Source organism: Desulfovibrio subterraneus (genome assembly GCF_013340285.1).
GTDB lineage: Bacteria > Desulfobacterota > Desulfovibrionia > Desulfovibrionales > Desulfovibrionaceae > Halodesulfovibrio > Halodesulfovibrio subterraneus.
Genome location: NZ_BLVO01000001.1, coordinates 17,231 through 32,644, shown reverse-complemented (window position 1 = coordinate 32,644; position 15,414 = coordinate 17,231). Strand labels below are relative to the sequence as shown.

General features: G+C 59.3%; 14 protein-coding genes. 7 read left to right on the top strand and 7 right to left on the bottom strand.

Features of this window, described 5'->3' with window-relative positions; all coding sequences use genetic code 11:
* Positions 1-13: 13 nt before the first annotated feature.
* The 4 genes from thrC to HUV30_RS00130 all read right to left on the bottom strand — a co-directional run bounded on the left by thrC (position 14) and on the right by HUV30_RS00130 (position 5,693).
* The gene (thrC, locus tag HUV30_RS00145; RefSeq protein WP_174403378.1) at positions 14-1,465 is read right to left on the bottom strand and encodes a threonine synthase; all 1,452 of its coding nucleotides are present in this window, start codon (positions 1,463-1,465) and stop codon (positions 14-16) included.
* A complete protein-coding gene (gene plsY, locus HUV30_RS00140) occupies positions 1,465-2,070 on the bottom strand; it encodes a glycerol-3-phosphate 1-O-acyltransferase PlsY (RefSeq protein ID WP_174403377.1) in 606 nt (201 codons plus the stop codon). The genes thrC and plsY overlap by 1 nt, the downstream gene beginning before the upstream one ends.
* 38 nt (positions 2,071-2,108) lie before the next feature.
* Positions 2,109-4,184 carry a ribonuclease catalytic domain-containing protein gene (locus HUV30_RS00135; protein WP_174403376.1) on the bottom strand — a complete coding sequence of 692 codons (2,076 nt, stop codon included), beginning with the start codon at positions 4,182-4,184 and terminating at the stop codon, positions 2,109-2,111.
* A gap of 234 nt (positions 4,185-4,418) precedes the next feature.
* Positions 4,419-5,693, bottom strand: coding sequence for an IMP cyclohydrolase (locus tag HUV30_RS00130; protein WP_174403375.1), 1,275 nt, complete (start codon positions 5,691-5,693; stop codon positions 4,419-4,421).
* Between the two features lie 319 nt (positions 5,694-6,012).
* Between HUV30_RS00130 and HUV30_RS00125 the strand changes: the two genes are divergently transcribed.
* Positions 6,013-6,426 carry a hypothetical protein gene (locus HUV30_RS00125; protein WP_174403374.1) on the top strand — a complete coding sequence of 138 codons (414 nt, stop codon included), beginning with the start codon at positions 6,013-6,015 and terminating at the stop codon, positions 6,424-6,426.
* Here HUV30_RS00125 and HUV30_RS00120 read toward each other — a convergent pair.
* Entirely contained in the window at positions 6,346-7,785 is a 1,440-nt protein-coding gene (locus HUV30_RS00120; protein ID WP_174403373.1) for an MltF family protein, read from the bottom strand. The genes HUV30_RS00125 and HUV30_RS00120 overlap by 81 nt on opposite strands.
* Before the next feature lie 340 nt (positions 7,786-8,125).
* Between HUV30_RS00120 and HUV30_RS00115 the strand changes: the two genes are divergently transcribed.
* Together HUV30_RS00115 and HUV30_RS00110 are read left to right on the top strand one after the other, a co-directional pair.
* Positions 8,126-9,406 carry an adenylosuccinate synthase gene (locus tag HUV30_RS00115; RefSeq protein WP_174403372.1) on the top strand — a complete coding sequence of 427 codons (1,281 nt, stop codon included), beginning with the start codon at positions 8,126-8,128 and terminating at the stop codon, positions 9,404-9,406.
* 14 nt (positions 9,407-9,420) lie between these two features.
* The gene (locus HUV30_RS00110; RefSeq protein WP_174403371.1) at positions 9,421-10,353 is read left to right on the top strand and encodes a DNA polymerase III delta subunit-related protein; all 933 of its coding nucleotides are present in this window, start codon (positions 9,421-9,423) and stop codon (positions 10,351-10,353) included.
* Between the two features lie 108 nt (positions 10,354-10,461).
* Here HUV30_RS00110 and HUV30_RS00105 read toward each other — a convergent pair whose 3' ends face one another.
* Positions 10,462-10,716 (bottom strand): DUF3955 domain-containing protein, encoded by a 255-nt coding sequence (locus HUV30_RS00105; RefSeq protein WP_205245179.1) that lies wholly within the window; start codon positions 10,714-10,716, stop codon positions 10,462-10,464.
* Positions 10,717-10,883: 167 nt separating this feature from the next.
* Here HUV30_RS00105 and HUV30_RS00100 point away from each other — a divergent pair, with 167 nt between their 5' ends.
* Together HUV30_RS00100 and phrB are read left to right on the top strand one after the other, a co-directional pair.
* A complete protein-coding gene (locus HUV30_RS00100; RefSeq protein WP_243452017.1) occupies positions 10,884-11,696 on the top strand; it encodes a response regulator in 813 nt (270 codons plus the stop codon).
* Positions 11,675-13,114 carry a deoxyribodipyrimidine photo-lyase gene (phrB, locus tag HUV30_RS00095; protein ID WP_174403370.1) on the top strand — a complete coding sequence of 480 codons (1,440 nt, stop codon included), beginning with the start codon at positions 11,675-11,677 and terminating at the stop codon, positions 13,112-13,114. Before HUV30_RS00100 ends, phrB begins: the two co-directional genes overlap by 22 nt.
* Here phrB and HUV30_RS00090 read toward each other — a convergent pair.
* A complete protein-coding gene (locus tag HUV30_RS00090; RefSeq protein ID WP_174403369.1) occupies positions 13,107-13,394 on the bottom strand; it encodes a DUF4911 domain-containing protein in 288 nt (95 codons plus the stop codon). The two genes, phrB and HUV30_RS00090, sit on opposite strands and share 8 nt — an antisense overlap.
* Positions 13,395-13,620: 226 nt before the next feature.
* Between HUV30_RS00090 and HUV30_RS00085 the strand changes: the two genes are divergently transcribed.
* On the top strand, positions 13,621-14,592 hold the full coding sequence (locus HUV30_RS00085) for an ABC transporter ATP-binding protein (protein ID WP_174403442.1): 972 nt from the start codon (positions 13,621-13,623) through the stop codon (positions 14,590-14,592).
* Positions 14,593-14,713: 121 nt separating this feature from the next.
* Entirely contained in the window at positions 14,714-15,214 is a 501-nt protein-coding gene (locus HUV30_RS00080; RefSeq protein WP_174403368.1) for a hypothetical protein, read from the top strand.
* Positions 15,215-15,414 lie beyond the last annotated feature (200 nt).

The following is a 15,414-nucleotide window of genomic DNA, read 5'->3' as shown; positions in this document are numbered from 1 at the left end:
GAATGCGGCGCGGCTACTTGCTGGCCAGACCGAGGCGGTCGGCAATGGCCTTGGCAGCGGTAAGGGTAAACTCTTCCGGCGAGAGCTTGTCCTTGGCTTCGGCATCCACCAGCAGTTCGGGGGCGTTGGCCAGCGACATGTCGGGCGTAACACCGTATTCCGGCGGGAAGGTGTTGGTGAAGTACATATCCTGAAAGCCGGAGAACTTCAGTGCGTGGGCGGTTGCGTCCAGCACGGCGCTCTGGCCTTCCTTGATGAGGCCAAGCTCGATGGCGCGCTTGAGGCCGGCAAAGCACTCGCCGCCCTGTGTGCAGGCGATGTGGCCGTGCATGTTTGCTTCGATCATGGAATCCATGATCTGCTGCTCGGTCACCAGAATCACCTGAAAGGCATCGCGTCCGCCGATGGCTTCGAACTGTTCCGCAAAGTGCTTCACGCGGGGGAAGGAAACCGGGTTGCCGATCATGGCGGCCTGCGCCACGGAGGGCGTTACCTTCACCGGCTTGTATTCGCGTTCCTTGGGATCTTCCACGCTGTAGTAGCGGTAGACAGGGTCGGCATGGTGCGACTGCACGCCGAACACGCGGGGCAGGGCCTTGATGATGCCGAGGCGGAACAGCTTGAGGAACCCGCCCATGACGGCGGTGATGTTGCCCGCGTTGCCGATGGGAACGAAAATGCACTTGTCGGCCACGTCCCAGTTGTACCACTGGGCCACTTCAAAGGCGTAGGATTCCTGGCCCAGAATGCGCCAGCTGTTCTTGGAGTTGAGCAGGGCCACGCGGTAGTTCTCTGCCAGATGCTCAACAACCTTCATGCAGTCGTCGAACACGCCGGGTACTTCCAGCACGGTTGCGCCGGAGCCGAGCGGCTGGGAAAGCTGCTGGGGGGTCACCTTGCCGTGGGGCAGCAGCACCACGGATTTGAGCGGCTTGCCGACGTAGGAGGCATACAGCGCAGCGGCAGCCGACGTGTCTCCGGTAGACGCGCATACGGTGAGCACTTCGTCCCAGCCGTGCTTACGCACCAGCGCCTTGAGGTAGGAGAACGCGCAGGCCATGCCGCGGTCCTTGAAGGATGCGCTGGGGTTCTGGCCGTCGTTCTTGTAGGCGAACTGCACACCGGTCTTGGCAACCAGATGCTTGCTGGCTTCCACAATGGGGGTGTTGCCCTCGCCAAGGTAGACGATGTCTTCTTCTTCCACCACGGGAGCCATAAGCTCGTAGAAGCGGAAGATGCCGCGCAGTGCGGTGTTGCGCGAGCTTGCGCGCTCATCGAAAATTTCGCGCCATTCGTCGCCGGAGGTTTCCGCCAGCTTGTCGAAGGCAAGGTTGTCCAGCATGAACACGCCGCCACAGCTGGGGCAGGTGTACAACAATTCATCCACGCCGTGGCGTTGTCCGCAGCCAAGGCAGAAATATTCCATATTTCCCCTGTATCGGGGGAACACGTCCGCGTTTCGCATTATGCCTGTTCCTCGTGTTTCTTTTTCTGCCAAGCCTTTTCTTCACCACGTGCCAGACGCCCGATGTTCTCGCGGTGCGTCCAGTACACAAGCGCCATCACCACCAGTGAGAGCGGAATATAGGACCAGCCGCCGCCAAGGAAGAGCAGCAGCGGCATGACGGTTACCAGCGTGAGGGAACCGAGAGAAACATAGCCGGAACGCCAGATGACCAGCGCGCAAGCAATGGCTGCAAGCAGGATGCTGTTGAAGGCCAGCGGAATGAAGATGCCGATGGTGGTGGCAACAGCCTTGCCGCCCTTGAAGTCGAGAAACATGGAATACACATGGCCGCCCAGAGCAGCCAGCGCCACGCAGGAGAGGAACAGGGGGCTGTCGCTGACTGCCATGCCTATCCACACGGGCAGGGTGCCCTTCAGAAGGTCACAGAGCAGTGTGGCAATGCCCCAGCGGGTGCCGCACAGGCGCGCCACGTTGGTTGCCCCCACATTGCCGCTGCCGCCGGTGCGCGGGTCAATACCGCAGGTGGCTCTGGCAATGATCAGGCCGAAGGGAATGGAGCCGACAATGTACGCAATGAACAGCCACAGAATTATACCCAGCATATTCTCTCCTCTTCAGCGAATGAAGAAATTTGTATCCGTTATTCTTCCATCACATCCAGAATCTGGATTTCGTTTTCCAGCGGATGCACCTTGCCGATGCGCACCTGCAGGTGCTGACCGGGGTACACCTTGTCGCCGAACGACTTGCGCCGTCCGCGCACGAAAATCTGTTCCCGCGGCAGGGAAACGGTAACGAACATGTCGTTGTCTTCCGTGACCACGGCGTCCCACCATACCTTGTCGCCGCGCTGCTTGAAGTGCAGCAGCTTCCAGTACCGGGGGCGGAACCGCTGAATCTGTCCCACGGCATCAAGACGGGAGCTCAGCAACGGCAACATGGCAATCAATTCATCCTTTGTCCACCGTGGAGTGCCTTCATGCAGCGTGTGCAGCACCTGCGCCACGTTCACATGGTCGGGATACCGGCGCAGCGGCGAGGTGATGGGGCTGTAGCCGTCCACGCCGATGCCACGGTGCGGCTTGGGCAGCGGTTCCAGCAGGGCGGATGAAAGCGATTTCACCACGCGGGCAATGTCGTGCGGTTCGCTCCAGATACCTGCATATTCCTTGGGCACGGCCACATCCTGCGTACGGTGCAGCAATGCCACATCGTTCTGGCGGCCCCAGAGGGATATGGCAGAGTTGGCCAGAATCATCATCTCGCTGACCAGCAGCATGGAGCGCGGAACAGGATCGGATTCCTTGATATCCACCATGGTGTCTGCACCCTCACCGGAGAGCACAACCTTGGGGTCGTCGCGGTCGATGATTACGGCACCACGCTTGACGCGGCGTGCAATGAGCAGGTCTGCCAGCTCGAGTGCCGGAAGAATCTGATCTCTGTGCGCTGCGGCGGGGGTGCTGTCGCCTTCACCCTCTATCACGGCTTCGCAGTCGAGGTAGGTGAGGTTGGCGGCAAGGCGTACCCAGGTGATCTGCGGTTCACAGGCAAGCAGGTCGCCTTCGGGCGATACGCTCACATGCAGCACCATGGAGGGACGCAGTTCTCCGGCCTTGAGGCTGTAAAAATCCGTACCCAGCAATTCGGGCATCATGTTGCCGTTGCCCTCGGGCAGGTACACACTGGTGGCGCGGCGCATCACTTCTTTATCAAAGCTGCTGCCGAAGGGCCATTCCAGCGCGGGGCAGGCTATGGCAATGCGCAGGTCGTACGCGCCGTCTGGCGCACGGGTGATGCTGAAGGCATCGTCAATGTCCCGCGTGCTGGCGGAATCTATGGAAATGTAGGTGTGCTCGTCAGGTGCGGCAGCCTTCGCGGTCACGCGCTCCTGCAGGGCGGCGATGTCCGCTGCAAACTGCTCGGCCCACTTGTCCGTGGGATCGTAGCCAGCGCGGTCGAGCCAGAAATTGTGATGCGCGGGAACCAGCTTCCATGCCTGAGCCAGCTTCAGGGCCATGTGCTGGTCTTCGGGCAGTCCCTTTGCAAGCAGCTTCCAGACCTGTTCCACCTCGTGGTTGTCCGGGTCTGCCATGCGGCCGAGTATGACCTGCTTCAGCCGGTCGCGCAGTTCGCCTTCCGGCTCTTTGCCGACGGGCTTGCCCTTGATTGCGTTGTCCCACAGGGCAAGGAAGAAGTCCTGTCCCTGCGTGACCAGCAGTTCACGCTCTTCGCGCTTCTGCTCTTCTATCTTTCTGGCTTCGACACGTTCTTCGGGATAGATTTCGAAGTCGGGGGGCGAGAAGCGGAAGTGCGTCTTGCAGCCTATCATGGCGTGGCCGAGCGCGGCGACATCATCCACATCGGGGGCGGTGAAGAGCAGTTCGGCGAACCACTCGATGGACGCCTTGTCCACTTCGCCCTGCGCGAGTTCCCACAGTTCCAGCGGATTGATTTCCGCTTCGCGCGCATCGCGGCGGCTGTGGTGCCCTTCAAGGATGTCGGCAATCTGCTGGCGGGTATGCTCGCCGGAGTAGGTGGGGCCTGCCCACGGCAGAATACGCGCGGATGCGAGTTTCATCTCGCGCTTGCTCATGGTGAGCAGCCGGAGCTTGCCTGATTGTTCTTCAAGAACCCACGCCACCTGCGCCTTGTTGCCGTGCATGAATTCCACGACGCAGCCGGGGCCCGGAAACCGGACCAGAGAAGATGTCATACTGCCTGCTTTATGTTCTGCCGCTTCTGCCGTAAGTGCGGGCGGCCTGTTGGTGAACGCTGATACGAACCGGGGTGTTGCCCCGCCCCCTGCCGGAAAGCCCTGCTGCGAAGTGCCTGCCGGTAGCCCATTCAGGGGAGAAACTATATCACGGGGAGGAACCGGAAGGCTCCTCCCCATGATGGATACTCTGCAAATGCACGTGCCGTGTGAAGGCAACGCCGCGTTGCGCGATTAGTGCTTGAACGAACGCTGGCCCGTGAACACCATGGCGACCTGCGGGCTGGCTTCGTTGACGGCCTGAATCACTTCGTGGTCGCGTACGGAGCCGCCGGGCTGCGCAATGGCGGCAACGCCGTGTGCAAGCGCGGCATCCACACCGTCGCGGAAGGGGAAGAAGCCGTCGGAAACCATGGAGGTTCCCATCAGGCCGCCCTTTTCGGCGCGGGTGCGAGCTTCAATATCGCTGAGCACTTCGGCCAGCGCGGGGTCCTTCTGCGCCTTGAGCTTGAGTTCGTACAGGGACATGTTCTGTTCATTGAAAGCGAGCATGTCTGCAAACTTGGTGTATGCCTTGTGCACGGTGAGCTCAACGCAGCCCACGCGGTCCTGCTCGCCTGTGCCAATGGAGACCGTGGCACCGCTGCGGGCAAAGATGATGGAGTTGGAGGTAACGCCGGATTCAACGGCCCATGCGAAGAGCAGGTCTTCTGCTTCCTGCGCGGTGGGCTTGCGGGCTGCTACCTGCACGCCGTTCTTTTCTGCGGTGGCAGGGATGAAGTCGTCCACGGAGAGAATGCGGTTGCGGAAGGACTGCTGGATGATGATGCCGCCGTCGGCAAGGCACTTGAAGTCGAGGAAGGGCTCGTTGACCAGTTCCTCAAGGCGGGCCATGCCGGGGATATGCAGAATGCGCAGGTTCTTGCGCTTCTTCAGAATATCCACCACACCTTCTTCGAAGTCGGGCGCTGCCACTACTTCAAAGTAGGCGCTGTTCACCAGCTCGGCTGCGGCCTTGTCCATGGGGCGGTTCACCACCACGGCTCCGCCGAAGGCAGCGATGCGGTCGCTCCGGAAGGCTTTATCCAGCGCGTCTGCAATGCCCTTGTCGGACCATGCGGCGCCGCAGGGGTTGTTATGCTTGAGGATGAGGGCAGCGGGCTTGGCAGTAAGGTACTGCAGCATGTTGATGCCGTTGTCCACGTCCGTGAGGTTGGTCTTGCCGGGGTGCTTGCCTGCCTGAATCATGTGTTCTTCAGTCAGGGCGGAAACGAGGCCCTTGCCTGCGCCGCGGAAGGTCACACCACCAAGGGTAAGGGAGCCCTCTGCCAGTTCGTACAGGGCGGCAGGCTGGTCGGGGTTTTCGCCGTAGCGAAGGCCCTTTTCTTCACCTTCCAGCGTCCAGGTGCGCTTGCGGTACACAAGCTCTCTGTCGCCGAGGCGGACGGTCATGTCTGCCGGAAACGGATCTCCGAGGATCGTCTTGTACATGTTCTTAAGGTCGCTCATCTGGTCTCGACTCCCATGGTTGTCCCGAAATTATGAAAAGCCCACGTCACTCTTGCGCGAGGCGCAAGAAAATAGCACACACCTTGCCGACGGGCAATTTTCATTTGCTGCACTTCGCGGATTAACGTAGCCTTACCGCACTGCCGGTGGCGCCGGGTGCCGGTTTTGCGCAGTGAGAGGCTTGTCGGGCGTCGGTCCGCACGGTCCCGAAATATGGCGCTTTGCTGCTGCCGCCCCCGCCGGAGTATGAATGGTTCCCCATGCGGGGATGGACATATACAAAAAAGCCCCCTTGCGGGGGCTGATATATGAGGTCGCAATGGAACGTGCATTACGCAAGCTGGCAGCCCAGCTTAACGCCTATGACGAGGCGTCCCTGATGAACCTGTGGGAGCGCTACGCCAAGGAAGTGGAGCAGTTCGAACCCACCAAGCGGTGGGAAGAGTCTGCGCTCATCTTCTCTTTCATTCAGGCTGTGCGCTGGAAGAACCAGCTGTTCAATCATCACTGGGCCCAGTCTGCCCGGCCTGACAGCATGGGGCTGCCGCCCCAGTCTTCCTTCACGCTGCTGGAAGAAGTGCCTTCTCCCGGCGGTGCTGCACAGGATATTGCAATCGCCGGTGCGTCTGGCAATACGTCCGGCAACTCGTCATCAGATGACGGGCCAGCTGGAGGGAACGGCGCTAAGAAGCGTGCCAAGGTGCTCAGCTTCCGGCCGCGCGAGTCCGACTAGTCCGTGCATGATGTAATAGTAGTAGCGAATGTTTTCCACATAGTGGACTGCTTCATATCCGCGGCTGTACCCGTATTTGGTCTGGGAATAATATTTTTCCCAGGCCAGCAGGGGCAGCACCTTTTTCAGATCATGCCATGTGCGGCCGGTGCCGCCCATTGAGCGGGACAGGTTTATGGCGTCCTGCACGTGTCCCAGCCCCTGGTTGTAACTGGCCAGAGTGAAGAACCAGCGGTCCCACGGGTCCAGATCCATGGACTCGAATTCGCTCCACAGCATTTTCAGATACTTGGCCCCGCCCTTGATGGACTGTCTGGGGTCGTTTCTGTCCACACCCAGCACGCGTGCGGTGCTCTGCGTGATCTGCATAAGGCCTTTTACGCCGGTCTTGCTGGTCGCGTCCGCATCGAAGCGTGATTCCTGATAGATGACGGCGGCGAGCAGCAGCGGGTCTATATCATACTTTTTGCTGTATTTCAGGATGGAGTCGCTGTAGCGCGGCAGGTTCGTGCGGATGGAATCCGACAGGTTCACCAGCTCATAATAATCGGCCTCTTCCGGGAGGAAGCCGAAATACCGCTCATGCAGAGTCGCAATCTGGCCATCCTGCTCGCGCTCCTGCCAGAAGGCGGTAAGCGCCTTGTGCAGGTCTTCATATTCCGAGCGCCAGAACCAGCGGTAATTGATTTCACGGTTAATGGTCTTGGCGGGCTTTACACTGAGGAAGAAGGGCTGCCAGAGGCTGTAGCTCCAGTCGTCCACAAGGGCGAAGCGGGCGCGGTCTTCATTCAGGGTGTCCAGAATGGGGGTAACCCGCACGCCGTCAACCTTGCTGGTCCACGGCACACAGTTCACGCCCTCTGCGGCATCCGAAAGGGTGTCGGCAAGGTAGCGCTGCTGGGTCGTCAGAATGGGATTATCGCAGATTTCCTGTTCATCCCGAAGGGTGTAGCGTTTTGAGCTGTGCAGCAGAATCGGGCGTGAGGTGGCGTAGGCGGGGCCTGCAACAATGGGGCTTGCGAGTGATTCCGGAGCCTTGCCGCCGAGTCCCACCACCAGGTGCACCGTCCCTTCCTCAAGGGCCTGCATTGCCTGTGCTGGGGAGTCTACTTCAATTATTTCGAGGTGATAGCCTTTTTCGGCTGCGAAAAGGGCGAGCAGTTCCTGCTCGAATCCCGGCCCGTAGGGCGAGATGGAGGCGGAAACCCGCTCTGTTTTGGGAGCGGCGACCCGCAGGATGGGAACGCCGTTCACGTGTTCGGGCTGGCGGGCGCTCCATGTAAGCATGGTGGCCTGCAGACTGATGAGCAGGGCAATGGCAAGCCATTCAACCCTGCGGACCTTGATATGCATCGTCATGTTCTTCGTCTTCCTTTGGGGGAGCAGGGCACTGGCCGCTGCGCCTTGCGACGCTGCGAGTGCCCGGGCGCCCGGGGGATGTAACGAACGGAAGTCCTGTATCTTTGGGATAGCTGGATTCCGCAGCGCGGGAGACGGTGCCTCCGGCGTGCTCCGCCGCGTTAAGCAGCCTTCGTTCATGTGGACGAAGGCGTGGGAAAAGGCATTGAAAGTATGCGATTTTCGAGCTGGAAGAGATTGACGTTGTCGCGGTCTGTGTATTAAGAGATGATGCCTTTTCTGCGTTCCGTAAACGCGGAGTCGTCGGGAAAGGGGATTTCCATGTCATAAGGAGAGGCTAATGTCAAACGTAATCGTAATGGGTACTCAGTGGGGCGACGAGGGCAAGGGCAAGATTGTCGACCTGCTTACCCGCGAGATAGACGTCATCGTTCGCTTTCAGGGTGGTAATAATGCCGGCCATACCGTCATAGTGGGTGACAAGCAGTATATCCTGCATCTCATCCCTTCCGGCATCCTGCATGAAGGCAAGAAGTGCCTCATCGGTAACGGCGTAGTTCTTGATCCGGGCGTTTTCTGGCAGGAAATTGAAAAGCTCGACGCCAAAGGCGTTGACGTTAGCCCTGCCCGTCTGAAGATAAGCAAGAAGACGCACGTCATCATGCCGTACCACAAGTGCCTTGATGGCGCTCGCGAAGAATACAAATCCGCTACCGACAAGATCGGCACCACCGGTCGCGGTATCGGTCCCTGTTACGAAGACAAGGCTTCCCGCGTGGGTATACGCGCTGGAGACCTCGCCGATCCCGAACTGCTCAAGTCCAAGATCGTGAACGCTCTGGTGGAAAAGAACGCACTGTTCACCTCTCTGTATGGCCGCGACGCCATGGATGTGGACACGGTGTTTGATGAGGTTATGGAAGCCGGTCGCAAGCTGGTTCCCTATCTCGCAGACGTTTCCACCGAAATCTGGGATGCGTTCAACGCAGGCAAGAGCGTGATGTTTGAAGGTGCTCAGGGTATCCATCTGGATATCGACCACGGCACCTATCCTTATGTCACCTCCTCCAACACCGTTGCGGGCAATGCATCCGCCGGTGCAGGTATTCCTGCCAGCCGTCTGGACCGCGTTATCGGTATTGTGAAGGCCTACACCACCCGCGTGGGTGCCGGTCCCTTCCCCACCGAGCAGATGAACGAAGACGGCGACTACATGCAGCAGAAGGGCCACGAGTTCGGTGCCACCACCGGACGCAAGCGCCGCTGCGGCTGGCTTGACCTTGTGGTGCTGGGTGAGACCACCCGCCTGAACGGGCCCACCGAGTTCGCCCTGACCAAGCTGGACGTGCTGAGCGGGCTTAAGGAACTGAAGCTGTGTGTTGCATACGACTACAGAGGCGAGCGTGTTTCCGTTGTTCCGCAGGAGCAGAACGCCATGGCGCACGTGACCCCCGTGTATGAATCCATGCCCGGCTGGGACGAAGACATCACCGGCATTACCGAGTGGAGCAAGCTGCCCGAGAACTGCCGCAAGTACGTCGAGCGCATCGAAGCACTTACCGGTGTGCGTGTGTCCCTCATTTCCGTAGGTCCTGAACGCGACCAGACCATCTTCCGCTAAGGGATATTGTCCGCATGTCTTCGCACACATCCGTGGACGACACAGCGGCGCGTCCCTCGCTGGAACTCGAACATATCATGGCCCCTGCCCTGGCGTCCCGTCACGCCAGGGTAAGGGGCTTTCTGCATCGTCTCGCGGCCAACCCACCGCAGGTGCTCCTCATGGAAGGCGGCACCGTTGAAGAGCGAGCTGCCATGAGTTTTTACTGGGCGGCGCTTCTCAACTGCACGCTGAACGAGTCGGAAGGTCCGCGTCCCTGCCTTGCCTGCTCGGCCTGTGCCCAGATGATAGCCTGCCGTCATCGTGACATGTTCTTTCTGGACGGCCGCGAGGAATCCATAAAGATAGATGATGTGCGTGCCGTGCGCGGCGTGTTGGGAGAACCTCCCCGCGACAACGGCCAGCGCATGGTCATTTTGTGCGAGGCGCAGTCTCTGGGGATTGAAGCGGCTAACGCGCTGCTCAAATCGCTGGAAGAGCCCCGCCCCGGCACCAGCTTTGTCCTGCTGGCCCCGCAGCGCGAGCGCCTGCTGCCCACGCTTGTTTCGCGCAGCTGGGTGCTGACGCTTGCATGGCCGGAATCGCACGGGGCAGAGGCTTCGGCCGACCCGCTGGAAGCGCAGGCCGCAGAATGGGGTGATGCGCTTGCAGAGTTTGCCCGCACGGGTACGGGCTGGTTTCAGCGCACTGCCTCGAAAAGCTCGCTGGATAACGGCGTTGCCCAGCGTGTGGTGGTGTACTGTCAGCGCGAACTGGTTGCCGCCATTACCGGCAATGTGCATTCCGAGCTGGCCCGCCTGTTTGCCGGAGTGGACAGCCTTGTGCATCGCAGAGTTGATGAGGTGCTGGCAGAATGTCAGGAAAGCCTTGTCTACAACGTGAATCCCGCCATCGTCATGGACTGGCTGGCCACCCGCGTGGCCCTGCTGTGCAGCGCACGGCGGTAACTGGTCCTTTCTGACCGGGCTTCCCGGCGGCCTGTCTGTTGCCCGGAACGATCTTACTTCCTGTATTCCTCTTCCCTGAATGACAGCCCGTGGGCTGCTTGCGGGTGCTTACCCGTTCCCTTCCTTCGTAATCTGATCGTCCTGACAGCTCACACGGGCTCTGGTCAGCCACGCGGTCAGGCAGAGCAGTATGCCTATCGCCAGCAGAAAGAGTCCCAGTGGGATGAGGAAGAAGGGCTCATGCAACATGCCCTGCGCATCGACCCTGGGTTCAATGAGCACTGAAGCCACAAGGCAAAGGCTGCCTGCAAGTGCGGAAAGGGCAGCCAGCCTGAAAGCTATGGCGGGGAAGCGGGCGGACATGGAATACCTCCTTGGTGTGCGCAAATGGGCGGGCTGCAGCAGAGTAGAGCGCTACTTGCTAATCTGCGTGTTCCCGAATTGTATTGCCTCCAAATTCTGCCAAGTGTATAGTAGAAAAGGTGGCTGATTATTATTTGATATGAACTGCAAGACTCCACAGGCCCTGCATGAGCGATACCTATACCATGGCCGATGCGCCGAGAACTGTGTTGATTATTGAGGACTCTCATGTGCAGTCCAAGATTATCTCCAAACAGATCAGAGCCCTGACTCAGTTTGAAACTGTCGTCGCCAATACCATGGAGGAAGCTCGCTATCTCCTTGAAAATTCACGGGAACAGATTTTTATTGCGGTCATTGACCTGAACCTGCCCGATGCGCCGGATGGCGAAGCCGTGGACTTGTGCCTTGAGCACGGGGTGCCTTCCGTGGTGCTTACGGCCACGTTCAACGAGAGCATCCGCAAGCGGTTTCTGGAACGCAATGTAGCAGACTATTTTTTCAAGGGCAGCATTCAGGATATGGACCCGCTCATGCACAGTCTGGAGCGTGTGTTCAAAAATCAGTTTGCCGCCGTGCTCATCGTGGATGATTCGCGCATGGCGCTTGCCCACATGCGGCACCTTCTTGAAGTGCAGCGGTTTCAGGTGCTTGAGGCGGATGATGGCGATAAGGCGCTTGAGATGCTGGAAATGTATCCGGATATCAGCCTTGTCATCACCGACTACAACATGCCGCACATGGACGGGTTTGAACTCGTCAGAAATATTCGCTCCCGCCACAAGGCGCATAAAAAGGCCATCATCGGCGTTTCGGCTGCCGGTTCAGGCACTCTTTCCGCCCAGTTCCTCAAGAATGGAGCCAACGACTTCATCACCAAGCCCTTTGAGGCAGAGGAATTTTACTGGCGGGTCAACCAGACCATGGAAATGCTGGATATCATGGCCAGCCTCAGCGCATGTCAGGAAATCACGGACTAGTTCATCCGGGTCGTATCCGGGGTCTGCGTTCCCGGATGCCATCTGATGTTCAGGGCGGCCCTGTGCTCTACTGGATGCACAGGGAGCACCGTTGTCGTGATAATTGGGCGCTCATCCATGCTCTTGACGAGGCAAAGCGGCGCGGCGTGCCGTGTGCCGTTGCCTACGGCCTGGCTCCTTCCTTTCTCGGGGCGTGCATCCGGCAGTTCGGCTTTCTGCTGCGCGGGCTGGAACAAACCGCCGCCGAATTGGCAGCGCTGGGCATTCCCTTCATTCTCATCCGCCAGTCACCGGATACCGCCATTCCCGAACTGGCGCGTTCCGTCAGCGCATCGCTCATCGTGACTGATTTTGATCCTCTGCGGCTGAAAAGGTCGTGGGTGCATGCGGTGTGCGCTGCGGCCCCGTGCCCTGTGGACGAAGTGGATTCGCGCAACGTGGTGCCGTGTCAGGTTGTTTCCGGCAAGCTGGAATACGCCGCCCGTACCATACGCCCCAAGATTCACCGCCTGCTGGACGAATATCTGGACGACCTGCCCGAGCTTTCAGAGCTGGCGGCGGATGTGGTTCCGTGGCGCTGGCAGGTGCCTGCCGTGGACTGGCAGACGCTGCGGGACGGCCTTGGCGTGGACAGAACCGTGCCTGAAGTGCCGGCCCCCTTCGGGCCGGAACCTGGGGAGGATGCAGCCGGTGTTGTTCTGCATCGTTTTTTAACGGAACGGATGGCCTTGTACGAAAAGCGCAACGACCCGAACGTTGCCGCCCTTTCCGGCCTTTCTCCCTATCTGCATTTCGGCATGATATCCGCACAGCGGGTGGTGCTTGATACCCTTGCCCGTAACGGAGCACGGCGGTCGGTTGCGCCTGCCGAAGCGCGGGAATCCTTTCTTGAAGAGCTTGTTGTGCGCCGTGAACTTGCCGATAACTTCTGTCTGCATATGCAGGAATACGACAGCTGGAACGCCTTCCCCGACTGGGCGCAGCGTACGCTGGACAAGCACCGGAACGATGGGCGCGACTATGTGTATGATCTGCAGTCGCTGGAAGCAGGCAAGACGCATGATCCGCTGTGGAATGCCGCGCAGAGCGAGATGCGCCTGACAGGGACCATGCACGGCTACCTGCGCATGTATTGGGCAAAGAAGATTCTGGAGTGGAGCGCCTCGCCTGAGGATGCCGTGCGCCATGCCATATGGCTGAACGACCGTTACTTCATCGACGGGCGTGATTCAAACGGCTACACAGGGGTTGCGTGGTCCATGGGCGGGGTGCACGACAGGCCGTGGCAGGAGCGTCCCGTGTTCGGGATGGTGCGCTATATGAATTACGCGGGGGCGCGTCGCAAGTTCGACGTGGATCACTATGTGTTCCGCATGGGCGTGCTGGAGCGCCGGATGCGGGAAGAGGGCGCTATCTAGTTTCCGTTTGCGCGGCAGGGCGTTCCATCACCTCAAAGGGAATGGTCTGCTGCATGCCCGCCAGAAAGGCGCGCATCTCCCGTTCCTGATGCGGAGAGAAGATTATCTTCAGCACCGCTGCATACTTATCCACAACAGTGGCATAGCCGAGGTTATCTTCCGCTTCCAGCAGGAAACGGAACATGCCTATGTATCTGGGCTCCAGCGTTGCGTAGAGCATCTTCGACCAGCGGGGAGCGGGCAACGGTGGGCGGGGTTTTCTGGGACGCGGTTTTGCCATGGTATTCCTGAAAAGTGTTTGCCCTGCTTTGCCCCGTATGGGCGCGCCTGTCAACGTGTGTATAAGCGCAGGCCGCCATGTGACCCCCATGCGGGTCTGGCGTAACGGCGGGGCATCTGCTAATCTGCCGCCATTCCGGCAACCGCTACGAAACGGGCAAGAAACCGGCACGAAAACCGGCACTGCCGGAGATGTATTTTGAACAGCAACAGAAAGGGGATTCGCCATTAGCTCGCCATTTCTCGAAATCCGTCAGGTTTCACGCGTGTTCAAGCTGCGCAGGCAAATGTTTGCCGCCGAGGCGCAGACAGTGCGCGCAGTGGATAACGTCAGCCTTTCCCTTGAACGGGGGCAGACGCTGGGACTGGTAGGAGAGAGCGGGTGCGGTAAATCGACCTTGGCGCGTATGGTTGTGCGGCTTCTGGAACCGTCATCGGGCGATATTCTGCTCGACGGGCAGTCTGTCTTTCATGGGGAAGATGCCTTTCTGAAGGCCCTGCCAGGCAGAATGCAGATGGTGTTTCAGGACCCCGTCTCCTCGCTGAACCCGCGACGCAGCGTGGGCAAGTCCATTCAGGAAGCGCTGGATATCCACAACGTGGGCAGCAGTGCGGAGCGTCGCGCCACCGTGGAGGAAATGCTTTCTCTGGTGGGCCTGCGCGCCGAGCATTATGCACGGTATCCTCACGAATTTTCCGGCGGCCAGCGTCAACGCGTGGCCGTGGCCCGTGCGCTCATCATGCGGCCCGAGCTGGTGGTCTGCGACGAGCCGGTCTCATCGCTCGACGTATCCGTGCAGGCGCAGGTGCTGAATCTGCTGGGTGAATTGCAGAAGCGGTTCAACCTTGCCTATCTGTTTATCTCGCACGATCTTTCCGTTATCGGGCATATCAGCGACCGTATTGCCGTGATGTATCTCGGCAGCATCGTTGAAGAAGCAGATGCAGACGCGTTGTTTGCGAATCCGCTGCATCCCTACACCCGTGCTCTGCTGATGGCCGTGCCCGTTCCCGGGCCGGATGCCCGCAGGCAGCGGCAGACTCTGCATGGCGACCTGCCAAGCCCGCTTGCACCGCCGTCGGGGTGTCCCTTCCATCCCCGTTGTCTGGAGGTCATGGACCGCTGCCGCACCGTTGTGCCGGGGTGGGATATGCCGGAAGCCGGTCACAGGGTAAGCTGCCACCTGCACGCAAAGTAGCCCTGTTTACGCGGGCTGCGGCCTGATTGTGAAATTTGGTACTTGACGCACACTCATCCTGTGTCCATATTTACCCACGTCGGGACTTTTCCGGCAATACAGGAATACAAGGAGGCCCCGCATGGCCGCAACCGAATTCGGAAAAGCCGTTGAAACCATCAGCGAAGTATTGATGTTTGAAAACTGGCTGCGTTTCTATTTCATCGCCGAAGATGGCGAGAAGCTTTTCATTCGCGTGCCCGAACAGGGGCAGATGCGTATTCGCGAAAACCACCCTGCGCTGTTTGCGCTGGTTGAGGATATGAACGACAAGGAAGTGACCCCCGAGACCTCCCGCATGGCCGTGTGCAACTTCATTTCCAGCGAAGTTGAAGGCAGTGTGATCAAGGCAGGCATGGGCGGCCGCGTGTTTGACAGCCAGACCTTCCAGTTTGAAATGCATCTTTTCGGCACCTGGGTGCAGTCGCACGAAGAGCAGCTCGACAAGAGCTTCCTCGACTTCAACACCTGGAAGACGCTGTATGAAGAGTGGAAGAAGTCTGACAAGGTGCGGGCGCATGTTGAAGAGCTGCGCGATGCCATGAGCCGTTCTTCCCAGCCTGACAGCAATCTTGAGCAGTAGTCGGGATTTTCATTTGATCTTCAAAGCCGGAAGCGCTCAGCTTCCGGCTTTTTCTTTTTGGAGATTCAGAATTCATTCACTTTTTCGAAGGGGGCTTTCCCTGAACGAACATGCCGATTGCATACGCTTCGTATGCTGGCAGGGGGAAGGGCGGCTGAACTGTGTCGGTAAGCCACAAAGTATATGTGCCGTGTCCCTTT